Origin of the sequence: Polynucleobacter finlandensis (genome assembly GCF_018881755.1) — a bacterium.
GTDB lineage: Bacteria > Pseudomonadota > Gammaproteobacteria > Burkholderiales > Burkholderiaceae > Polynucleobacter > Polynucleobacter finlandensis.
In genome coordinates this window covers 1-20728 of sequence record NZ_JACVPS010000003.1, presented here as the reverse complement: position 1 = coordinate 20728, position 20728 = coordinate 1, and the positions used below count along the sequence as shown (strand labels likewise).

The following is a 20728-nucleotide window of genomic DNA, read 5'->3' as shown; positions in this document are numbered from 1 at the left end:
CCATGGCCCAATTACCAAACATCGTCATCCTTGGTGACTACGAACGCGCCCTGCGTCGTTTCTCCAAATGGGAAAAGCTCGAGCAACAAGCCAATCTCAAGATTCATCATGAGCCCTTGCGTGACGAGGCTTTATACGAAGCCGTAAAAGATGCGGATGCTATCGCCATCGTGCGTGATCGCTCACCATTTAACGAGGCCATGATTGCGCGCTTACCTAAATTGAAGTTCTTGATGTTTACCGGCGAACGCAATGGCACATTAGAAGCCAGTGCACTCGTCTCTAGAAATATCCCTATGGCGTGCACCCATGGTGGCCCATCAAAAGAAACCACTGCCGAGTTAACGTGGGCATTGATTCTGGGTGCATCAAAGCGCTTGATAGAAGAAAATAAACTCATTGCATCTGGTGGCTGGCGCGATGAGCTATCCCTCCTGCCGATGCTCTCTGGGCAACGCCTTGGCGTAATGGGTCTAGGTGCTATTGGAAGTCGCGTTGCCCGTGTTGGTAACGCCTTTGGCATGGAAGTAGTCACCTGGAGTCCACGCATGACTCCAGAGCGGGCCGCTCTTGAAAATGCAAAGTCCGTTAGCCTAGATGAATTACTCAGCACATCTAAAGTAGTCACCATGCATTTGGTAGCCGGACCAGGGACCAAAGGAATCATTAGTGCAGATCAACTGGCTTTAATGCGCCCCGACTCTATCCTTGTGAATACCTCACGTGCAGCGCTGATCGATATGCCAGATCTTCGCAAAGCACTCATCGCCGGACGTCCAGCCCAAGCAGCAGTAGACGTCTTTGATGTTGAACCACTGCCAGTAGACGATCCTTTACGCAATACGCCGAACTTATTAGTCACACCTCATTTAGGCTTTATTGCTGAACCGATTTTTGAGGCTTTCTCAAATGGCATTACTGAAACTTTAGAGGCGTGGCTCGATCAAAAGCCTGTCCCCCATCCATTTAAGCCGCAATAAGTAACTCTCTTGAGAACACTCACACCAAGTCAACTCTTTATTGCTTTTAGCAAAATCGGTATCTCTGGTTTCGGAGGCGTCTTACCATGGGCTAGGCGCACTATTGTTGAACAAGAGAAGTGGTTAAGCTCAGAAGAATTTAGTGCCATGCTTGGGATCTGCCAAGTTGTTCCAGGGCCAAACATTGTGAATCTAGCAATTTGTATTGGCACGCGATTTTCTGGAATACCTGGCGCCATCTGTGCGGCGCTAGGGCTCTTAATAGCTCCAAGCGCTGTTGTGATCTTGCTGGGAATACTTTATGAACACTATAGCTACATGCCAATAGTGCAAGGTATGCTGCGCGGGGTTTCAGCCGTGGGGATTGGACTCATTGCTGGAACGGGCTTCAAAATGATGCGTTCGGAATTTAGCTACCCACCTATGCTGGTTGTAGTGGTATTGACAATAGTTTCAGCAGGCTTTTTTCATCTAGGTCTAGGCTGGGTTGTTTTAATTGCTTCCCCATTCGCTTTGTATCTAGCGTGGCGAAAGGCCAATCTTTCATGAGCGCGCTGATCAGTCTTTTTCTAAAGCTCATGGCATTCTCAGCAGTTGCCTTTGGAGGAATCAACGCTTTATTGCCGGCTCTATACGATCTTTCTGTAAGCCAAGAGCATTGGTTAGATACCCAAACATTTGCAGACTACTTCGCCATTGCCCAAGCTGCTCCAGGACCTAACCTCATGACAATCACGCTGATAGGATGGCACGTCAGTGGGGTCATTGGAGCTGTGGTCGCAACTATCGCCATTTGCCTGCCATCCTCAATCATGATTTATTTTCTTCAGGGGTATATCGCAAATATCCGCAGCCCTCAAAAGAAAATGATGATTCAATTTGCAGCAGGTGCATTGGCTGTAGGCTTAGTACTCGGATCGGCCTGGCAAATTGCAATGCAAATTAATCACACATATGCAGCATATGCTTTAACATTTTTCACCATTACGATTATCTTGTTTACAAAATGGCATCCTTTGTATTTAATTGCCTTGGGTGCCCTATTGGGCTTACTAGGTTTTATTTAAGACGGAGTGTAGTTATGAATTTCAAATGGATTGCAGGTCACCTAGCCGTTTTCTGTATCACTCTATTAGGGATATCCAACGCTCACGCTCAAGCTAGCTATCCCAACAAACCGATTAATTTTATTGTTCCTTATGGCGCAGGTGGCGGAGCAGATTCGCGTAGTCGGCAGATTGCTCAAAAGATGAGTGTGATCTTGAATCAACCCATCATTGTGGATAACAAACCTGGGGCTGGCGGGAATATCGGTACAGAATTTATCTCCAGAGCGGCGCCAGATGGCTACACCATTGGCATGGGCAACTTTGCCCCGATGGCTGTAAATAAAACCCTCTTTGGTAATTTACGTTACGACCCAGAGGTCGACCTCACACCGATCGTTTTAATTGAAAAGGGTCCGCTAGTTTTGGTTGTCAATCCAGCATCGTCATACAAGACGGTGAAAGAGATTGTGGATGCCGCTAAGGCGAAGCCTGGTGTACTCACTTTCTCTTCTGGCGGCATTGGTGGCAGTCATCAACTCTCTGCAGAGTTATTCAAACAAAGTGCAGGGATCGATATGATTCATGTGCCATACAAGAGTGGTTCAGCAGGCCTGACAGATTTGATGGCGGGCAATGTCACGATGATGTTTGATCAAATGTACTCTGCAATGCCCAGCATTAAGGCTGACAAACTCCGCGCTATTGCCATCACTAGCAAGAAACGTTCGCCACTACTCCCCAATATTCCAAGTTTTGCTGAAGTGGGCTATCCCAAGGTAGAAGTGCTGAACTGGCAGGGATTAATTGCCCCTAAAGGGACGCCTAAAGCAATTATTGATAAGCTCAATGCCGCAGCAAATGAAGCGCTGAAAGATCCACAACTGCGAGAGCTCATGCTGTCTCAAGGCAATGAAATTGGTGGTGGCACGCCGGCTGATTTCGCAACACTCATCAAATCAGAATCTGCCAAGTGGAGTGCTGTTGTGAAGACAGCCAATATCAAGCCAGAATAATTTCTGGCATTGGTTTTTCTTACTTCAGGGCTTGGTAAGTCAAAATACCTAAAAAAGTAAGCGCCAGGGACCCAATCAGGTGAACCAGTGCTGTACCAAGCGCCCAAGTAATCTCACCACGCTGCATAAACGCAACTACCTCAGCAGAAAAACTTGAGAAGGTGGTGAGTCCCCCAAGAAATCCCGTAATCACCAATAAGCGCCACTCCGGAGAGAGGGTAGGATTATTGCCAAAGTACGCTACCGCAATACCAATCAAGTAACCGCCAACTAAATTTGATAGCAAAGTACCCATCGGAATCACTGATGCAAAACCCACAGTCAAGAGATTAAAGCCGGCACGCAGAAGTGCCCCTAAGCCGGCGCCAAAAAAGATTGCAAGGATAGATAGCCACATATGAATCACTCTATTGAATAGAAAAGCTCAACATGCCAATGGAACTCATTTCGATTCCGTCAACCAATACCTTGGCATGCTCACCCTCAGACTGTAAAGCAAGCATATACAAAGCGGGCCAGTAATGCTCTGGAGTAGGTATAGACAAATGCGCCGCATCACCAACCAACTCCCAATCAATCAATGTCTCATGGTGATTGGCATTCATTTCAGATACAAAAAAATCGTTGAACTCTGTAGCCCATGGAAAAGGCTGAGCGCCGTCTTGCCAATGAATGGTTCGCAGATTGTGTACAACATTGCCACTGGCTAATATCAGGATATTTTCATCGCGCAATGGGCGCAATTGTTTGGCTAATTCGTAGTGCTCGCGAGCAGACATGGAGCCATCTAAACTTAACTGCACAACAGGGACATCAGCATCAGGGTAAAGGTATTTGAGTACGGACCAAGCACCATGGTCGATACCCCACTCGTTCTCCTCCATCACCACTGGAACACTTAATAATTCTTTTACGCGCTCAGCTAACGCAGGACTCCCTGGCGCGGGGTACTCAATATCAAACAGGGCTTGTGGGAAGCCGCCAAAGTCATGAATTGTTTTTGGTTTGGGCATGGCGGTAACCCAAACGCCTCGGGTAACCCAATGCGCCGAGATAACCAAAATAGCATCTGGGCGCTTGAGCGATTTACCTAAATGAGTCCAAGCCGCTGTATAGCGATTGGGCTCGAGGGCATACATAGGACTGCCATGGCCAGCAAATACTGCAGGTTGGCGATGGCTAGTCATGAATAACTGGTATTAGCCGAATACGTAACCAGTGTGCGCTGCAACTAATGCAAACAAAATAGCTAAGCTAGTAGCAGCCGCCAACATCACGATCAATGTAATGATCTTTTTGTTGATTTCTGATTTCGGTTCGTTGTGCCATTCATTCATGCTAAATCCTCGTTAAACGCATTAATTAATCCCTGAATTATCCACTATCGGCCGCGGCCAGCCTTGCGCATCATGGCTTTTCCACCGCCAAAGCCTGCTTGAGGGCGTCCCCCTGGGCCTGAAGGGCCTTTTGGTGCTGCTGGACGTGCTGGCGGCTTAGCCACAACAGGTTTAGCCGGGTTTTTTGATTCAGGTTTCTTTTCGTCAGTCACAATTTGCTCCTATAGATATCATATTGCCATGATTACTGACTATTCTATCCAAGCTGTCGCCATTAATGCGATTCCCCTGATTTTTGCCATCACGATCCATGAGGCGGCCCACGGCTATGCGGCCCGTAAGTTTGGGGATAACACGGCCTATGCCCTAGGCAGGGTTAGCCTTAACCCCGCCAAACATATTGATCCGGTGGGGACCATTCTGATTCCGCTAGCACTCATTCTGACGGGATCCCCCTTTCTGGTCGGCTATGCCAAACCAGTACCAGTGAACTTTGGGCGCCTGCGTAATCCCAGAATCGACTCCATCTGGGTGGCACTTGCTGGACCAGGCTCCAATTTCGTGCAGGCACTTATTTGGCTCATTTTGCTGATCGTCCTAGTAGGCCTAGGAATAAACGAAAAATTTCTTATTTCCATGTCGCAAGCGGGTATTTCTTGGAATCTTGGCTTACTAGTCTTCAACCTATTCCCATTGCCCCCGCTAGATGGCGGACGCATTCTTGCAGGCTTATTACCTGCCCGCCAGTCCATTGCTTTAGGCAGACTAGAGCCCTGGGGATTCTTTATCGTGCTGGGCTTAGTCTTTACCGGTGTTATTGGGAGTTTGTGGATGACACCTTTGATGGCTTTCTTTGAATGGCTCATCTTGCTTCTGACCAGCCCTTTGCGCATGATTTTCTAGCGCCTGCAAGAAAGTTTGTTCTGGGATATGCTGACTCTAAGTAGCCCAAACAAACCCACGGAGACCATTCATGAAATTACGAAGCATCGTTTTAAGCGCAGCAGCATTGATCACTATGAGCGGCGCTGCATTTGCCCAATTTCAAAATGCAGAAAAAGCAACAGATTATCGTCAGAGCGTCATGACCGTCATTGGCACCCACTTTGGACGCATCGGCGCCGTAGTAAAAGGTGAGGCTCCATACAATAAAGATGAGGTTGCTAAGAACGCGGCCATCGTTGCGATGATGTCTACTTTGCCATGGCAAGCTTTTGGTCCAGGTACAGAAGGTGGCAAAGCAAAATCAGAAGTCTGGTCAGAGAGCGACAAATTCAAAAGTGCTGCAGAAAAAATGCAGTTAGCTGCAGCTAATCTCAATACAGCCGCGCAATCAGGCGACTTAGAGAGCATTAAAAAAGCATTTGGGGCTACTGGGCAAACCTGTAAGGGCTGCCATGATGACTTTAAGAAGAAGTAATCAAGTAACCAACCACTACCGCAATCACGCTTAGCAAGAACAAAGCTAAGCCACGTTGCAAACCTCCATCTTTGGAAGCTTGGCCCAAGTCAGTAGGTGAGTATTTAGCCTCCTCGCTTGGGTCAATTTCTTTATCGCCTACCAACATTGGCTTAATTAAATTTTCGCCTTTGATTTTTTGATAATAAAAAATAGCTGCGAGATGAAGTGCAATCAATCCATAAATCAAACCTGAATTCGCTTCGTGAATTTCAGAGAAAATGCTCACAGCAGCTTCCGATAGATATTTAGCTAGCGGACCCTGGAAGGCAATTTCATCATCAGAAAATAAACCCGTGATCGTCTGAATCAATAAGGCCAATATTAGCGCCAATACCGATAAAGCACCTAAGGGGTTATGCCCCAAGACGGCCTTAGATTTACCACTCAAATGATTTAATAAAGTCGTTTTGCTGGGAATGAAGTTTGCAAAACGCGCATGGGTCGATCCTACTAAGCCCCACACAATTCTGAAGAGCACTAAAGTAAAAATAGAGTAACCAAAATAGCCATGCCATTGCATTGCGTTTCCGCCAATATTGACGCTGATAATGCTGCCAATGATGCAGATGACCAAGAGCCAATGAAAGAGGCGGATGGGCAAGTCCCAGATTCGAATGATTTTCTTCATACCAATAGAATAAAACACAATCCCTTAAACTGAAGGGAATTCATGAAAACCAGCAAAGCCTTTCGAACCCTGTTGCTCTACCGCATTGGCGCAACTCTGAGCTATCAAATCATGATGGTCGCAGTTGGGTGGCATCTTTACGAGATTACTCACAGTGTTATTTCGCTTGGCCTCATTGGGCTTGCTGAGCTTGTTCCTTACTTTGCCTTGGCGCTTTACTCAGGGCATGCGGTTGATCACTACTCGCGCAAGCTGATTTCCGCAATTGCATCGACCATCCACATTCTGGTGGCTTTGTTTTTGACTGCGATTGCATTGGGCTGGCTATCTCCGCCAGTACCGTTGATCTACACAGCTGTTGGCTTGATTGGCGTCGCAAGAGCCCTACTGCGCCCCTCCTATCAAGCGCTCTTTGGGCAAATTATTCCGCGCGATCAGCTCACCAAATACATGGGTTATGCAAATGCCTCTTTTCAAATCTGTGTAGTTGCAGGCCCTGGACTGGGTGGCCTCATGATTGGCTTTACTAGTCTAACTTGGACCTATGCCCTAGCCGCCGTGTGCGGCCTCGTCAGCCTTTATGGCGTAACACTGATCAAAGCGCAGCAAGAGAAATCCTCAGATCAACCCACCCATTTCTTAAAAAGTTTCATGGAGGGATTTGACTACGTTAAAAAACATGATTTGATCCTGAGCACTATGGCGCTCGATATGTTTGCAGTGCTGTTCGGAGGTGCGGTATCCATTCTGCCCGCCTTTGTTAGCGAGGTCTTGCATGCCGGACCGGAAGTGCTGGGGATTCTGAGGGCTGCACCTGCTGCTGGATCGGTATTGATGGGTCTTTACTTGGCTAGTCACCCAATCCTCAGCGACTCAGGCAAATATCTCCTTCTGTCCGTTGCTGGGTTTGGTTTGGCGATAGTGGGATTTGGCTTATCCACAAACCTCTGGATTTGTGCATTCTTCCTGTTTATCTCGGGCTGCTGCGATTCGATCTCCGTAGTGGTTCGCAGCAGCATTGTGCAATTGACCACTCCAAATCACATGCGCGGTCGCATTAGCGCCATCAATGGGATTTTTATTGGCTCATCAAATGAATTGGGCGCCCTAGAGTCTGGCATTGCTGCCAGCCTCATGGGTCTTGTGCCATCCATTATTTTTGGTGGGATTGCAACCGTAGGTATCGTTTTGATTACCTATAAGTTGGCGCCTCATCTACGCAAATTTCACATCCAAGACATTACTTAATTTCTGGCAACTCTTTCTGAATGAGTTTCAAACCAGCGCGCAACAAACTGTCATAACGCTTACGCTCTGCCTTGATCGTCTCGGATGTCCAAGGGAAAAATCCTTCTCCGGTTTTCATACCCAGCTTACCGCTAGCCACTCTCTCACTCAAACACTTAGCAATATTAGGAGAGTTATTCAGTGATGGGTAAATACTTGCGCCCGCAGCGCCATGGACCTCAAGTCCCGCATGATCACGCTGCATCACAGGACCGGCAGCTAAGTATCGGAAGCCAAAACCAAAGCGCACCGCCTTATCAATATCTTCAAGACTTGCTATGCCAGCATCAACCATGGCAAATGCTTCACGAGATAAGGCATGTTGTAAGCGATTAGCCAAGAAACCTGGCAAGTCTTTCTTTACAGTGACGGGCACCATGCCGCACGCCGTCATCAAACGTGACAAGCTCTCACCGACCATGGGAGAGGTCTTCTCGCCATAAACTACTTCAACGCAAGGCACCAAATGCGCTGGCATAAAAAAGTGTAGGCCAATCATTCGTGCAGATGTTTTTAACCCCTTGGCAATTTCGCTGATCGGAAAGCTAGAGCTGTTGCTTGCTAACACAGTCTCAGGTTTAGCAAGCTGCTCGAGTTTTGCAAAGAGTTGTTGCTTGATATCGACCCGCTCAGGCACGCACTCAATTACTAAGTCAACATCAGACCAATCCACCTCTTCAAGCGTACCGGCAACCGATAACAAATGCGTACGATGTTCATACCCCAAATCGGCCAAGGTATTGGCAAAATAATCCGGTAACAGGGCACGTCGCTCCGTTGTGAGTTCAACCACTTGAACAGCACAGCCACCACGAGCGCATACAGCTGCCACGTCAGCACCCATGGTGCCGCCTCCTACAATCACTACCTTAGTTTCAGCTGGGGTAAACAACATCTCGATTTCTCCTAAAAGTGTAAAAGTGGATTACAAATCCACTTACAATGTGAACATTATTTCAATAAAAAAGTAAGTGAGACATGATCCCAGTCAATTCGGTACTGCAGGTCGGATATTTCCCCGACCTCATGCAGGCGGAAATTAATCGCCGCTTTAGCCCTACCTGCCTCTTAGATCCTAATGCACCGGCACCAGTAGGTAATTTCCAAGCCATTTTGGTACGCTCTAACACCAAGCTACCTGAAGCCCTGGTCAAACAAATCCCCAGCATGCGTCTGGTGACGACCTGCGGAGTAGGTTACGACAACCTACCCTTGGGCTACCTTAAGGAAGCAGGCATTAAAGCCACCAATACCCCTGGCGTCTTAAATGATGCAGTCTGCGAACTGGCTATTGGCATGATGTTCAGCCTCATACGTCGCCTACCCCAATCCCAAGAATTTCTGAAAAGCGGGGAGTGGTCTAAAGGACTCTTTCCCTTAACCACCACTTTGGCCGGCAAAAAGGTCGGTATTTTAGGCATGGGTCGTATCGGGCAAGATCTTGCAAAACGGCTCGAGCCCTTTAAGGTAGAAATCATCTACAGCGGCCCCTCTAAAAAACCAGTGCCATACCGCTTCATCGCCAATGTGAAAGATCTGGCAAAAGAATCTGACATTCTGTTCTTAGCTTGTCCTGCCAGCTCAGCCACCGACAAAATCATGAACACGGAAATTTTGGAGGCGCTTGGCCCCAGCTCTTTCTTGATTAATATTGCCCGCGGAAGTGTCGTAGATGAGCAGGCACTTTTATATGCACTGCAGCATAAAAGAATTGCTGGTGCTGCGCTTGATGTGTTCGACAATGAACCCAACCCGAATCCAGCCTTCCTAAGTCTAGATAATGTTCTACTAACGCCACATATTGGCAGCGCCACTTCGGAAACCCGAATAGCCATGACCAACTTAGCCGTAGATAATTTAGAAGCCTTCTTTAACCAACAGCCACTTCTTACTGAAGTACCAAATTAACCTGGAGTTAGCATGACCATCACTTTGCACCCTTCTACATTGCCAGCAGTTCTTTCCCCTGTACTGACGCCTTTTAATGCAGACGGCAGCCCTGATAACAAGGCTCTACTAAAACAATGTCAGTGGCTGGAAGCAAATGGCGTTGGCCAAGCAGTGTTTGGCACAAACTCAGAAGCGAACTCGATGTCTGCTCGCCAAAAAATCAGCACATTAACAGCGCTGATTGAGGGCGGACTCAATCCTGCTCATATGATGCCTGGCACTGGAGCGACATCAATCGATGGCACGGTCAACATGACCAGTCACGCAGTTAACCTCAAATGCGCTGGCGTATTAATGTTGCCGCCCTTCTATTACAAAGATATTACCGATGATGGTCTCTTTGCCTATTACTCTGAAGTCATTCAAAAAGTGGGTAATGCGGCATTACAGGTCTACATTTACAACATTCCGCCTGTTACCAAAATTACTTTGAGCCTCTCTTTGTTAGAGCGCTTGGTAAAAGAGTATCCAAATACAGTAGTAGGCATGAAAGATAGCTCCGGTGATTGGGCTTACACCGAATCCGTTATTAAACTCTTGGCTCCATCTGGCTTCCGTGTCTATGCTGGCAGTGAAACTTTCTTGATGCGCACTTTACGCGCTGGCGGTGTTGGTTGCATCTCTGCAACAGCAAACGTTAATCCAAAGGCTATTGCAGATCTAGCAGCAAATTGGCAGGCAGCTGATGCCGATCAAAAACAGGCTGACTTAGACAAAGTGCGCGCCGTGTTTGCCCAGTACCAAATGATTGCCGGCATGAAAACTGCTGTTGCGCATTTCAGCAAGAATTCTGAATGGCTTAGAGTGCGTCCGCCGCTCATGCAGTTGAATGCAGATCAACAAGCTAAATTATTAAGCGAACTTCAAAAAATCAACTTCAGCATGCCCGGCCTTTAATTAAGACTCAATCCAATAGGAGACACGAAAATGAAATTTATAAAAATGATTGCTCTATCGCTTGCCCTGCTGTGTGGTGGCGCGCAAGCCCAAAATATTTCTATTGCGACGGGTGGTACAGGCGGCGTTTACTACCCAATGGGCGGCGGCCTTGCATCAGTACTCTCCAGTAAAGTTCCTGGCATGTCTGCAACCGCCGAAGTGACTGGTGGTTCAGTGGACAACCTCAACCTCATTGGCACTGGAAAACCTTACGTTGGCTTTGTCATGGCTGATGCAGCAAAAGATGCTCAAGACGGACAAGATAAGTTTGCAGGTAGAAAGGTGGATCTTCGTACGCTGTTAGTACTCTATCCAAACCTCATGCACGTTGTTAGCGTTGAGGGTGCTGGCGTAAAAACAATGGCAGATCTCAAGGGCAAACGCATTAGTACTGGTGCTCCCGGTAGTGCAACTGAAGTAATGGCATTTCGTCTACTTGAGGCAGCTGGGCTCGATAAAGATAAAGATGTAAAGCGTGAGCGCTTAAGTGTTGCTGAATCTGTTAACGCTATTAAAGATCGCAAGATTGATGCGTTCTTCTGGGTAGGTGGATTACCAACAGCCGGCGTTACAGACTTAGCCAATACGCCCGGCACCAAAATTATTATGATCGACACCAATGAACAAGTTGCCAGCATGAATAAGAAGTACGGCAACCTCTACTTCACTACGGTGATTCCGAAGGCCACTTATAGCGGCATGACTAAAGATAACAAGGTATCTGCCGTAGCAAATATTTTGGTAGTAAGCGCGAGCATGCCTGATGACCAGGCCTACAAAATTGTGAAAGCTATTTTTGAGAATCAAGCAGAACTGGTTCGCACCCATCAGGAATACAGAAACGTTCACCTTGAGAATCAAAAGCAGCAATCAACACCGATTATCTTTCACCCTGGAGCCTTGAAATACTTCAAGGAAAAGAACATAAAAGTAAATTAACAAGGCTCGTAAGGGCTATGCAGCATCACCATAAAAAATAGAAAATTGGGCTGAGACATGAGTGAAAATGTAATTGATAACGAAACGCAAGCGCAATTAGACGCTTTCATTAAGCAGGAGGAGGGTGACTCTAATGACTACAAGGGAATGCTCGCTAAGTTCATTACTCTGGTGGCAGTTGGGATGTCTCTCTTTCATTTATATGCGGCTTATTCGATTGTCCCCACCCAAGAACTCAGAGTGATACACGTAGCGCTAGTGCTATTCCTCGTGTTCCTCAGCTTCCCGATTGCTGCCAGTTTCAAAAACCGCCTCATGTGGTGGGATGTATTGATTGCCATCGGCTCTGTTGCCATTGCGTATTACATTCTCAATGCTGGGGATGCATTATTTGATAGAAATACCTTTCCAAATCACATGGATGTCTTTGTAGGCATCTGCCTCATCCTCATGATTCTTGAAGCCGTGAGAAGAACAAATGGCATGATTTTGGTAGGTGTTACTGTTTTATTTCTGCTCTACGCCCTCTTCGGCAATTACCTGCCGGCACCCTGGACACATAAAGGTTATGACCTTGACCGTCTAGTTGGCTATATGTACATGACACTTGAGGGCATCTACGGTACCGCGGTAGATGTGTCTGCTACCTTGATCATTTTATTTACAATCTTTGGCGCCTTCTTGCAATTTACTGGTGCAGGTAAATTCTTTATCGACTTCTCTTTCGCTGCTATGGGTGGCAAGTCTTCTGGGGTTGGCAGAACCATCGTGCTGTCATCATTCTTATTGGGCGGCCCATCAGGATCCGGGGTAGCCACTACGGTTACCGTGGGTTCTGTGGCGGCTCCCATGCTTGAAAAAGTCGGTTACGAAAGAAATGCAGCAGGTGGCTTGTTGGCTGCAGGCGGCTTAGGTGCGATTATTTCACCTCCAGTACTTGGGGCGGCTGCATTCCTGATTGCAGACTTCTTGAAGATTTCGTATTTAGATGTACTTTTGATGGCCACCATTCCAACCATCCTTTTCTACCTCGGTTTATTTGTCATGGTTGAAATCGATGTTCGTAAATATGGGATGAAAAACATTCACTTCAAGGCAACCGAAACTGCATGGCAGCTCACTAAAAAATACTGGTTCCACTTTTTCTCATTGATCTCGATTGTGATTTTCATGTTGATGGGATTCTCTCCAACCATGTCTGTATTTTGGGCAACGATGGTTTCAGCTGCCTCCAGCATGTTGCGCGAAGATACGGCGATCATTCCTTGGGTATGGTTCAAGGGCAAGGAACCTCTTATCTCAGGTCTCTATAATTCTAACCTCACAAAAGCCTTGGCCAATGGTTCGACCAGCGTTCTCGCCATTGCAGCAACTTGTGCAGGTGCCGGCCTAATTGTGGGAACAGTAACCTTAACCGGTCTGGGTCTGAAGTTCAGCTCAATAGTTATTCAGTACGCAGGTGGCTCGCTCTTATTGACAACTATCTTTACAGCTCTAGTTGTGTGGGTTGTAGGTCTTGCGGTACCAGTCACTGCCTCTTACATTATTTGCGCAGTGATCGCAGCTCCAGCCCTCATTAATTTAGGTGTGCCAGCATTTGCAGCTCATATGTTCATCTTCTATTACGCTGTTCTTTCTGAGGTATCCCCTCCAACAGCACTCTCTCCGTTTGCGGCGGCGGCAATATGTAAAGGCAATCCCTATAAGACGACCTTGCAGACGTGGAAATATGTTGCACCCGCAATCTTGGTGCCATTCATGTTTGTGTTGGATCAATCGGGCACAGGACTCCTATTGATGGGCTCAATGGATGCCCTAGCTCAAGCAGATTGGATGCAAATTGCCTGGACTTCATTTACAGCGGTAGTTGGCATTATCTGTTTGGCAGGCGGGCTTCAGGGATGGTTTATTGAAAAAACCAAACTCTTTGAACGCGTCATCATGGTGATCGCCGGAGTAGCATTGGCTTATCCATCAACTGAAGCAGATCTACTTGGATTTATTGGGTTTGGCCTGGTGCTGATTACCCAAACCATTACTCACTTAAAGTCAAAACAAACTACTGCATAAGAATTAAGCAGTAGTTTGTTAGCCTCAATCAGTCCAACTTAATATTTGATTTCTCCATCACTCGCTTCCAGCGAGTGATGTCTGAGAAATATAAATCACTAAAGCGCGCTTGATTTAGTGGCGCAATTTGTACGCCGGCTTTAATGAAGCGGTCTTTCATTTCTGGGGTATCCAATACCTTAAGCACTCCAGCAGTTAGGGTGCTCATTACATCCTTAGGCGTTCCTGCAGGCACAAAAACGCCTTGCCACAAAGCCATATCGTATTCAGTAACCCCAGACTCCAAGATTGTTGGTAACTCAGGCGTACCACTAAAGCGATGCTTGCTAGTCACTGCCAGCGCGCGAACTTTGTCAGCCTTGTACAACGGATAACCCACTGGCATTCCAGCGAAATAGAAATCGATTTGACCGCCAAGTACATCAGTCGCCGCAGGAGAGCCGCCTTTGTAGGGCACATGAATAGCCTGGGTATTGGTCAAGGATAGAAATAGTTCACCAGCCATATGGTCCGAATTACTAATCCCTGAAGAAGCAAAACTCCGCTTACCTGGATTGGCTCTTAAATCAGCAAGTAATTCAGCAACATTTTTGATGGGCGAATTATTATTCACAATCAGAATATGCGGTGTAGCAGAAACACCTACCACTGGAATCAAATCCTTCATGCCATTGAATGGTAGTTTAGGATTAGCAGCAACGTTAATCGCTAAGCCATTTTGCGCAAACAGTATGGTGTAGCCATCAGGTGTGGCTTTGGCAACCGCATCAGCCGCTATGCTGCCGGCAGCCCCTCCGCGATTTTCAACAATGATGGGCTGCTTCAATAGCAGGCTGAGGTCCTGTGCAACCATGCGGCCAACAATATCGGTTGAGCTTCCAGGCGCATAACCAATTAACATCTTGATCGGCTTATCGGGATATGCGGCGAAGCTTGAGCTTGCAGCAACTGTGAAAGCGGTGGCAATAATGATTCGACGACTCAGCGCCGCAAGGGATGACAACTTCATTTAAGTCTCCTATTACTTTTTTATAATGTGTTGTTGCAACTTTATAGAACTAGCTTATCAGCTTCTCGAGTCTTTACAAAGCCAAAGCTGGGATGCCCCACTCAGTAGCGCAGGCATTGAGACTAGCAAGTAATTCAGGGGAGATCGGAATGCCCTCTTTAGTACGTTTAGCAGAACTAGCTGCAGCACCCTCACCAGGTATATGAATGCGCTCAACCCCCGGCAACTTAGTCGAATTGGCAATATCTTCGACCACCTTAGTCACCCGCTCTAAAAATAAATCGACATCTCCAAAAGCAGATGGGTCTACTGCAATTACAACTTGTCCTGTATTGGTTATCAGGTCGTGATGCGCATTGAAATCAATCGTATCCTTGCCGGCAGCAGCACCATTTAAAGAACCCGCCAGCAAGCTCACCATCAAAGCTAAACCGTAGCCCTTGTAATCCCCAATCGGCAACAAGGAGCCTTCACTAGAGCGCTGTGGATCCGTCAAGGGCTTGCCCTGCTTATCCATCATCCAGCCTTCGGGCATTTGCTCACCCCGTTGAGCGGCTAGTTTCACCTTCCCGTAAGCAGCAACCGTCGTCGCCATATCCAACAAAACAATCGGGCGATTTTTGGCAGGCACCGCAATCGCAATAGGATTGGTCGATAGAAGTAAATCGATACCACCCCAAGGGGCCATATGATTCGCATTGCCAACCGCCATATATATCCCGACCAGACCGGCTTCGGCGATCATGCGTACATAAACAGAGGCAGCGCCTGAGTGGTTGCCATGGTGACTACCAATCCAAGCCACTCCGAATTGGCGTGCACGTTCTACAGCAAGTTCTACTGATTTGGCCATGACTAAATGACCGAGTGCGTTATCTCCATTGAGCAAACCTGATGCACCACGATCTTTTTCTAACTCAATCTTAGGATGTAGGTTGGCCCCACCAGCTTTAATCCGTTTCATATAAGCAGGCAAGCGGAAGATGCCGTGGCCATCTGCACCAGCCAGATCGGAGCGCACCATTAACTTACTCACTTGCTGTGCGTCGCCTGCAGGAACGCCTGCTGCACAAAGTACTTGGGCAATAAATGCTTCTGCTTTTGCTACAGAAATGGTTTTGACTGTACTCATCTTATTTATGCAATCTTGGTCCAGGCCGCTTTACCGGCATATTTTTTAATGGCGGCTTCATCAAACTCAAAGCCCAGGCCAGGGGTTTTGTGCAAAATCAAATCACCATTTTTAAAGGTTAACTGCTTGTTAATCAGTCTACGGAAATTGAGCACTTGATCGTCCAAGAAGAACTCTACAAAACGCGCATTAGGTGTCGCTGCCACCAATGGTGCGTGCAAATCATGCATCCAGTGTGGGCAAACCGTAATGCCCTTGAGGTCTGCATAAGCAGAGATACGACGCCACTCAGTAATGCCGCCGCATACCGCTGCATCTGATTGCAAAATTGCTACGCCGCCAGCATCAATCAATTCTCTAAAACGCCAACGCCCTGCTTCCATCTCACCAGTTGCCACATTAATTTTGGTTTGGCGAGCTAAGGCAGCATGTAAATCAATCGCATCTGGAGAAAACGGTTCTTCAATCCAGTAAGGGTTATAAGCTTCAAAGCGTCGAACATACTCAAGAGCAGTCGGTAAATCTCGCCATGCATTATTTGCATCTAGAGTGAGCAGAACATCTTCACCAACCGCCTGACGAGCAGCTTTCACGCGCGCTTCTTCTTCGCGAGGAGATAAACGGCCCACTTTCATTTTGACAGCCTTAAAACCTTGCTTCACATAAGACTCCATCTCCTTACCTAACTTCGCAGGAGTCTTACCTTCTAGGTAATAGCCACCACTCGCATAAGCAGGTACGCGATCATCCACGACAGAACCCAGGTAGTGATGCAAGGGCAGTTTTGCGGAGCGCGCATTAAGATCCCACAGTGCCGTATCTAAAATAGAGATGCCACGCATGACAGCGCCTGTTCTACCTTGCAAAATGGATTCGTTGTACATATCCATCCACAAGCCTTCACTGCGATGACTATTTTGGCCAATTAGTTTTGGCGCTAGCAGTTGCTCAACAGCAACTTTGGCAATATCGCCACCTGCACTGCCAACATAGCAAAATCCAATACCTTCATTGCCATCTTTGCCGCGCACCTTCACAAGACAATAATGGCGCTCAGAGACGGTCCGAGTTGAGAATGAAGTGACCTTATCCAAAGGCACTGCAACTGAGGCAACTTGTATGGACTCGATGATAGGCATGTGGGCTCCTTAATCAAAAAATGATTGTATCTAGAATTTAAATCATCGGAGCATTCCTAAATAAGGAATAATTCAGGTTCAAACTAATTTGGTTAATGGAATAGATATGAGCAAAGTCGTCGTAATTGGCACAGGCACAATGGGCGTTGGTATCGCAGCTGGATTTTTGGCATATGGCGCAAAGACGATTATTCTCGGCCGCGATCAAGCTAAGGCTGATGGTACCTTTAAAGCAGTTGAAGCATGTGCTGATGCGATTGATCTCAAATGGCGCGATCTTGGTGGGCAGTTGATTGGCGGAACCATCGCGGGATGGAGTGATTGGGCTGATACTGACTTTGTCATTGAAACTGTTTCAGAGCGCATGGATCTTAAAAAGGAATTATTTGCGGATTTAGATAAACGCGTTCCAGCTCATGTGCCGATTGGTAGCAATAGCTCAGGCTTCCCGATTAGCGATATTGCAAAAGGACTTACTACCGCGAATCGCATGTTCAATGCGCATTACTTTATGCCAGCCCACGTAGTTCCACTCGTAGAAGTGGTACTAGGTGAAAAGTCTGATCCAGCCTTGGCCGAGAAGGTGTGCGAGTTCTATCGCGCCCACGGCAAAAAACCTGTTTTGGTTAAAAAAGATATTCCTGGATTTTTAGCAAATCGCATTCAGCATGCCCTCATGCGTGAGGCGCTTTCGCTCGTTCAAGAAGGCATCGCCACTCCTGATGACATTGATACTGCTGTTCGCTATAGCTTTGGTTTTCGCTATGCCGCAGTTGGTCCGATGACTCAAAAAGAAATTTCTGGCTGGGAAGGCATGACATTAGCTGCCGAGGTTATCTACCCATCCCTTTCGAACATCACGGCCCCTCCTGCTTGTGTGATGGATTTAGTAAAGGCTGGTAAGAGCGGCATCGCCAAAGGCGAAGGCTTTAAGAAGTGGCCAGCTGACGAAGCTGCGAAGGTGAAGCAGAACTACGAAATTCGTCTAAAAGCAGCCTTCGAAGTTCTCAAACTGGCTCCAGACGAAAGTTAATAAAGTACCAAGCTAATACACCTAAGGGGTGTAGGTCATATTGTTGCGATACAGCATAAATATCTGGGGCGGGGCTCACATTATTAGATAATTACCCAGTGAAATTACATGTGAACCACTTCAAACTCCTCACTAGAGGAAAGTTGATCTTTGTCAGCGCCTCTTTTTGCATCTCTTTGTTTGCGGCAGTTCAATTTCCAAATCTAGGACTAATTGGCGAAAGCCAAGCTCAAACAAGTAAAACGGCCGAGAAAAAAGCTCCCCAGATTCGTCAAAAGGCCACCATATCTAGCAATAAATCCGTGGGCTTTAAAGATCCCACTGCTGGCAAGTCATCGAAGTCCAATAGCCTGAACCCCGAACTCTTTAAGCGCAAAGATGCTAATGAGTTTGTTGGCGATACTGCCGGCAATCTAGATTACCGCGTGCAACGGGGTTGCTATCGCCGCAGCTTTAGCGAAAGTAATTTGCCAGCTAATTTGGGTATCGATAACCCCCAGTTTTCAGAGTTCTTTAAAAATCAAACCAGCAGTTTCTTTGATCGCATGCGTGGGAATTGCATTCCATATGCACTTGCTTTAGGAAGCCGCAATCGCTTTGATTCTCTGAGCATCATGAATGGCCAAACTCAGGATGGCAAAACAGAGATTTGGACTTTTACTCCATCTTCCGCTGGCGGCTTCTTGGTGCAACAAGACTATCTAAGAGATGAATCTAAACGCTACACCGAAATTGAACTTTCCTTAAGAGATATTCTTTATGATCCTCGCAAAGTCGGCGACAAGTTACCAGTAGAGCTTGTATGGGAACTGAATTCACTGATTAAACAAATCTACCCAGAAGACAGCAACTCACTAGAAAATACCAACAGCGTCGTTCGCCTACTGGTCGACTTCGGAGATCGTGATCATTGGGCTCAAATTTGGGCCGCTGAAATTCTAGATCCAAGTAATAAGGAAGTATTTGCTAGTGCGTTCTGGCTCGAGCGAGATGACATTCCCGGTGGCTTCTTTACTGGTAGCGGGGAAGCCATTGAGCGCGCTTTCTGGACTAACCCTCTGAGCTATCGACGCATCTCGCGCGGAGTTGGTAATGTTCCAGTCTCTCGCAAGAAGCCGACTAAGATTGCTGCCAATACCAATGCCACAACCCCTGTAGCCGTACCCCAGCAACGCTACCGCGCCCATATGGGAATTGACTATGCAGCGCCTATTGGCACACCTGTATTTAGCGTAGCAAATGGCAAAGTGGTTCATCTTGGCTTTAACGGCGCCTTTGGCAACCTCATCATTCTTGAGCACGACGGAGGCTACCGAACGTATTACGCCCACTTAAGTAATTACAACGTTGAATTGGATTTAGGTAACGAAGTTCGACGTGGTCTTGAGATTGGTTATGTTGGATCTACTGGCAGATCTACTGGACCACACCTTCACTTTGAACTTAGAAAAGATGGTGTATACGTAGACCCATACTCTCCGCGCATGCAATTGGATTTGTGGTCAATGCGCGATAACGAAAGTGGTCAGCTCACCCGAGAAATTTTGCTACTGGGAAGCCCGCCGAAGCTTTGATTAAGTGCAAAATTCAGTAATGGCTAGATAAAAAAATAGGGTCCTCATGGACCCTATTCTATTGAGACACGACAGCAATCATCCCAGCACTAAAACAGGCAACTTGGAGTGCACAATAACTTCGTGAGTTTCGCTACCTAAGAGCATGCTCTTAATGCCAGTACGCTTATGTGAAGCCATCACGATAACATCCACTTTTGCTTTTTTGGCGCCATCCAAAATACCTTCAGCCAAATTTGAAGTCTTGATATGCAGTGTCTTCGCTTTTACTGAACCGAGTTGCGTTTGTGATTTTTTAAATACATCTGCCGCAAATGCATCACAGGCCTTGGTATGTTCTTTTGCACTGATACCATAAGCCATAGTGCTATCAGAGTAGACCATTGGAGGCAATGGATCAGATACATAAACCAAAGTCACTGCAGCACCATCAGCCTTAGCAAGCTCGGCAACCTTTTTTAAAGATTTCTTGCTGACGTCAGAACCATCTACAGGCACTAATAAATGCTTAAACATATCAACTCCCTTTAAATTGGACTACTTAATCATTCTTTACATCATAATACTGAATATCAAGCTATAAAAGTACAAAGGGTAAAAATTGCTCCGGTATTTATTGGTCTACCTCACGTTTCTATTTAGCCTTCTTGCGATTGATTTAATCTGGCTACTAGGAGTCGCTAAAAACCTCTATCGCGACGATATGGGCGATCTGATGGCGAATGAGCCTAAACTTTGGGCTGGCCTGTGCTTCTATATTTTGTATGCACTTGGCGCGTGTATTTTTGTTGTCATTCCAGCCTTGTCAAAACAATCCTGGCTTTACGCATTACAGTACGGCGCACTGTTTGGTCTGTTTTGCTATATGACTTACGATCTCACTAACTTAGCCGTGATTCGTGATTTTCCAACGCGCCTAGCATTCGTTGATATTGCTTGGGGAAGCTTGGTTACCGCTGTAGCCTCTAGCCTTGCCTATTGGATAGGTAATCGAGCCTCCTAAATCGGCAGACAATCCCTAGATGATCTTTGAGCCAAAAATTCTCAGTTGCTTTAAGGGTTATAACCGCACCCTGTTTACTAAGGATGTCTTTGCGGGCCTTACGGTTGGTGTAGTTGCTCTGCCACTGGCTATGGCGTTTGCAATCGCCAGTGGACTCAAACCAGAGGCGGGTATTTTCACCGCC

The 20728-nt window shown here is 46.8% G+C and carries 25 protein-coding genes; 15 read left to right on the top strand and 10 right to left on the bottom strand.

Annotation, left to right across the window (positions count from 1 at the left end):
- Positions 1-2: 2 nt before the first annotated feature.
- The 4 genes from ICN49_RS02325 to ICN49_RS02310 are packed head-to-tail and all read left to right on the top strand — an operon-like array spanning position 3 to position 3042.
- A complete protein-coding gene (locus ICN49_RS02325) occupies positions 3-980 on the top strand; it encodes a D-2-hydroxyacid dehydrogenase family protein (protein WP_216165386.1) in 978 nt (325 codons plus the stop codon).
- A 9-nt stretch (positions 981-989) separates the two neighbouring features.
- The gene (locus ICN49_RS02320) at positions 990-1529 is read left to right on the top strand and encodes a chromate transporter (RefSeq protein WP_216165383.1); all 540 of its coding nucleotides are present in this window, start codon (positions 990-992) and stop codon (positions 1527-1529) included.
- Entirely contained in the window at positions 1526-2047 is a 522-nt protein-coding gene (locus ICN49_RS02315) for a chromate transporter (RefSeq protein WP_216165380.1), read from the top strand. Before ICN49_RS02320 ends, ICN49_RS02315 begins: the two co-directional genes overlap by 4 nt.
- A gap of 14 nt (positions 2048-2061) precedes the next feature.
- Complete coding sequence (locus ICN49_RS02310) at positions 2062-3042, top strand: Bug family tripartite tricarboxylate transporter substrate binding protein (RefSeq protein WP_216165377.1); 981 nt, start codon at positions 2062-2064, stop codon at positions 3040-3042.
- Between the two features lie 19 nt (positions 3043-3061).
- Here the strand turns inward: ICN49_RS02310 and crcB are convergent, their stop codons facing one another.
- From crcB to ICN49_RS02290, 4 genes are read right to left on the bottom strand one after another with little or no spacing between them, the layout of a single operon-like run.
- Positions 3062-3439 (bottom strand): fluoride efflux transporter CrcB, encoded by a 378-nt coding sequence (gene crcB, locus ICN49_RS02305; RefSeq protein WP_216165374.1) that lies wholly within the window; start codon positions 3437-3439, stop codon positions 3062-3064.
- Positions 3440-3449: 10 nt separating this feature from the next.
- Complete coding sequence (ygiD, locus tag ICN49_RS02300) at positions 3450-4229, bottom strand: 4,5-DOPA-extradiol-dioxygenase (protein ID WP_216165371.1); 780 nt, start codon at positions 4227-4229, stop codon at positions 3450-3452.
- Between the two features lie 12 nt (positions 4230-4241).
- Positions 4242-4379, bottom strand: coding sequence for a hypothetical protein (locus ICN49_RS02295; RefSeq protein WP_216165368.1), 138 nt, complete (start codon positions 4377-4379; stop codon positions 4242-4244).
- Between the two features lie 44 nt (positions 4380-4423).
- Positions 4424-4591 carry a hypothetical protein gene (locus ICN49_RS02290; protein WP_216165366.1) on the bottom strand — a complete coding sequence of 56 codons (168 nt, stop codon included), beginning with the start codon at positions 4589-4591 and terminating at the stop codon, positions 4424-4426.
- Positions 4592-4619: 28 nt separating this feature from the next.
- Here ICN49_RS02290 and ICN49_RS02285 point away from each other — a divergent pair, with 28 nt between their 5' ends.
- Together ICN49_RS02285 and ICN49_RS02280 are read left to right on the top strand one after the other, a co-directional pair.
- Positions 4620-5282, top strand: coding sequence for a site-2 protease family protein (locus tag ICN49_RS02285; protein WP_216165363.1), 663 nt, complete (start codon positions 4620-4622; stop codon positions 5280-5282).
- 70 nt (positions 5283-5352) lie between these two features.
- Positions 5353-5799: a c-type cytochrome gene (locus tag ICN49_RS02280; protein ID WP_216165360.1), complete on the top strand. Its 447-nt coding sequence runs from the start codon at positions 5353-5355 to the stop codon at positions 5797-5799.
- Here ICN49_RS02280 and ICN49_RS02275 read toward each other — a convergent pair.
- A complete protein-coding gene (locus tag ICN49_RS02275) occupies positions 5786-6469 on the bottom strand; it encodes a cytochrome b/b6 domain-containing protein (protein WP_216165357.1) in 684 nt (227 codons plus the stop codon). The two genes, ICN49_RS02280 and ICN49_RS02275, sit on opposite strands and share 14 nt — an antisense overlap.
- A gap of 42 nt (positions 6470-6511) precedes the next feature.
- On the opposite strand from ICN49_RS02275, the gene ICN49_RS02270 reads away from it, so the two are divergent.
- A complete protein-coding gene (locus ICN49_RS02270) occupies positions 6512-7717 on the top strand; it encodes an MFS transporter (RefSeq protein WP_216165354.1) in 1206 nt (401 codons plus the stop codon).
- Here the strand turns inward: ICN49_RS02270 and ICN49_RS02265 are convergent.
- Complete coding sequence (locus ICN49_RS02265) at positions 7710-8651, bottom strand: 3-hydroxyacyl-CoA dehydrogenase family protein (protein ID WP_216165351.1); 942 nt, start codon at positions 8649-8651, stop codon at positions 7710-7712. The two genes, ICN49_RS02270 and ICN49_RS02265, sit on opposite strands and share 8 nt — an antisense overlap.
- 83 nt (positions 8652-8734) lie before the next feature.
- Between ICN49_RS02265 and ICN49_RS02260 the strand changes: the two genes are divergently transcribed.
- From ICN49_RS02260 to ICN49_RS02245, 4 genes are read left to right on the top strand one after another with little or no spacing between them, the layout of a single operon-like run.
- Complete coding sequence (locus ICN49_RS02260; protein ID WP_216165348.1) at positions 8735-9664, top strand: 2-hydroxyacid dehydrogenase; 930 nt, start codon at positions 8735-8737, stop codon at positions 9662-9664.
- 12 nt (positions 9665-9676) lie between these two features.
- A complete protein-coding gene (locus tag ICN49_RS02255) occupies positions 9677-10603 on the top strand; it encodes a dihydrodipicolinate synthase family protein (RefSeq protein ID WP_216165345.1) in 927 nt (308 codons plus the stop codon).
- A 30-nt stretch (positions 10604-10633) separates the two neighbouring features.
- Complete coding sequence (locus ICN49_RS02250) at positions 10634-11584, top strand: TAXI family TRAP transporter solute-binding subunit (RefSeq protein ID WP_216165343.1); 951 nt, start codon at positions 10634-10636, stop codon at positions 11582-11584.
- Between the two features lie 57 nt (positions 11585-11641).
- A complete protein-coding gene (locus tag ICN49_RS02245; RefSeq protein ID WP_216165340.1) occupies positions 11642-13654 on the top strand; it encodes a TRAP transporter permease in 2013 nt (670 codons plus the stop codon).
- A 28-nt stretch (positions 13655-13682) separates the two neighbouring features.
- On the opposite strand, the gene ICN49_RS02240 is transcribed toward ICN49_RS02245, so the two are convergent.
- The 3 genes from ICN49_RS02240 to ICN49_RS02230 form a co-directional block, all read right to left on the bottom strand.
- Positions 13683-14663: a Bug family tripartite tricarboxylate transporter substrate binding protein gene (locus ICN49_RS02240; RefSeq protein ID WP_216165337.1), complete on the bottom strand. Its 981-nt coding sequence runs from the start codon at positions 14661-14663 to the stop codon at positions 13683-13685.
- Positions 14664-14736: 73 nt separating this feature from the next.
- A complete protein-coding gene (locus ICN49_RS02235; protein WP_216165334.1) occupies positions 14737-15795 on the bottom strand; it encodes an Ldh family oxidoreductase in 1059 nt (352 codons plus the stop codon).
- A 5-nt stretch (positions 15796-15800) separates the two neighbouring features.
- Positions 15801-16934: a mandelate racemase/muconate lactonizing enzyme family protein gene (locus tag ICN49_RS02230; RefSeq protein WP_216165331.1), complete on the bottom strand. Its 1134-nt coding sequence runs from the start codon at positions 16932-16934 to the stop codon at positions 15801-15803.
- Positions 16935-17040: 106 nt separating this feature from the next.
- On the opposite strand from ICN49_RS02230, the gene ICN49_RS02225 reads away from it, so the two are divergent.
- Together ICN49_RS02225 and ICN49_RS02220 are read left to right on the top strand one after the other, a co-directional pair.
- Positions 17041-17967: a 3-hydroxyacyl-CoA dehydrogenase family protein gene (locus ICN49_RS02225; protein ID WP_216165328.1), complete on the top strand. Its 927-nt coding sequence runs from the start codon at positions 17041-17043 to the stop codon at positions 17965-17967.
- A 110-nt stretch (positions 17968-18077) separates the two neighbouring features.
- A complete protein-coding gene (locus tag ICN49_RS02220; RefSeq protein ID WP_369411494.1) occupies positions 18078-19541 on the top strand; it encodes a M23 family metallopeptidase in 1464 nt (487 codons plus the stop codon).
- A gap of 78 nt (positions 19542-19619) precedes the next feature.
- Here the strand turns inward: ICN49_RS02220 and ICN49_RS02215 are convergent, their stop codons facing one another.
- Positions 19620-20057: a universal stress protein gene (locus tag ICN49_RS02215; protein WP_216165323.1), complete on the bottom strand. Its 438-nt coding sequence runs from the start codon at positions 20055-20057 to the stop codon at positions 19620-19622.
- A gap of 85 nt (positions 20058-20142) precedes the next feature.
- On the opposite strand from ICN49_RS02215, the gene ICN49_RS02210 reads away from it, so the two are divergent.
- Positions 20143-20544 (top strand): DUF2177 family protein, encoded by a 402-nt coding sequence (locus ICN49_RS02210; RefSeq protein WP_216165320.1) that lies wholly within the window; start codon positions 20143-20145, stop codon positions 20542-20544.
- Between the two features lie 19 nt (positions 20545-20563).
- Positions 20564-20728: SulP family inorganic anion transporter (locus ICN49_RS02205; protein ID WP_255535379.1), on the top strand; the 165-nt coding region annotated here is incomplete at its 3' end.

Coding starts and splice junctions, on each gene's coding strand:
- ICN49_RS02255 (WP_216165345.1), top strand. CDS start 9,677: ATGACCATCACTTTGCACCCTTCTACATTGCCAGCAGTTCTTTCCCCT.
- ICN49_RS02315 (WP_216165380.1), top strand. CDS start 1,526: ATGAGCGCGCTGATCAGTCTTTTTCTAAAGCTCATGGCATTCTCAGCA.
- ICN49_RS02260 (WP_216165348.1), top strand. CDS start 8,735: ATGATCCCAGTCAATTCGGTACTGCAGGTCGGATATTTCCCCGACCTC.
- ICN49_RS02235 (WP_216165334.1), bottom strand. CDS start 15,795: ATGAGTACAGTCAAAACCATTTCTGTAGCAAAAGCAGAAGCATTTATT.
- ICN49_RS02225 (WP_216165328.1), top strand. CDS start 17,041: ATGAGCAAAGTCGTCGTAATTGGCACAGGCACAATGGGCGTTGGTATC.
- ICN49_RS02295 (WP_216165368.1), bottom strand. CDS start 4,379: ATGAATGAATGGCACAACGAACCGAAATCAGAAATCAACAAAAAGATC.
- ICN49_RS02265 (WP_216165351.1), bottom strand. CDS start 8,651: ATGTTGTTTACCCCAGCTGAAACTAAGGTAGTGATTGTAGGAGGCGGC.
- ICN49_RS02275 (WP_216165357.1), bottom strand. CDS start 6,469: ATGAAGAAAATCATTCGAATCTGGGACTTGCCCATCCGCCTCTTTCAT.
- ICN49_RS02215 (WP_216165323.1), bottom strand. CDS start 20,057: ATGTTTAAGCATTTATTAGTGCCTGTAGATGGTTCTGACGTCAGCAAG.
- crcB (WP_216165374.1), bottom strand. CDS start 3,439: ATGTGGCTATCTATCCTTGCAATCTTTTTTGGCGCCGGCTTAGGGGCA.
- ygiD (WP_216165371.1), bottom strand. CDS start 4,229: ATGACTAGCCATCGCCAACCTGCAGTATTTGCTGGCCATGGCAGTCCT.
- ICN49_RS02270 (WP_216165354.1), top strand. CDS start 6,512: ATGAAAACCAGCAAAGCCTTTCGAACCCTGTTGCTCTACCGCATTGGC.
- ICN49_RS02280 (WP_216165360.1), top strand. CDS start 5,353: ATGAAATTACGAAGCATCGTTTTAAGCGCAGCAGCATTGATCACTATG.
- ICN49_RS02325 (WP_216165386.1), top strand. CDS start 3: ATGGCCCAATTACCAAACATCGTCATCCTTGGTGACTACGAACGCGCC.
- ICN49_RS02250 (WP_216165343.1), top strand. CDS start 10,634: ATGAAATTTATAAAAATGATTGCTCTATCGCTTGCCCTGCTGTGTGGT.
- ICN49_RS02245 (WP_216165340.1), top strand. CDS start 11,642: ATGAGTGAAAATGTAATTGATAACGAAACGCAAGCGCAATTAGACGCT.
- ICN49_RS02310 (WP_216165377.1), top strand. CDS start 2,062: ATGAATTTCAAATGGATTGCAGGTCACCTAGCCGTTTTCTGTATCACT.
- ICN49_RS02240 (WP_216165337.1), bottom strand. CDS start 14,663: ATGAAGTTGTCATCCCTTGCGGCGCTGAGTCGTCGAATCATTATTGCC.
- ICN49_RS02285 (WP_216165363.1), top strand. CDS start 4,620: ATGATTACTGACTATTCTATCCAAGCTGTCGCCATTAATGCGATTCCC.
- ICN49_RS02230 (WP_216165331.1), bottom strand. CDS start 16,934: ATGCCTATCATCGAGTCCATACAAGTTGCCTCAGTTGCAGTGCCTTTG.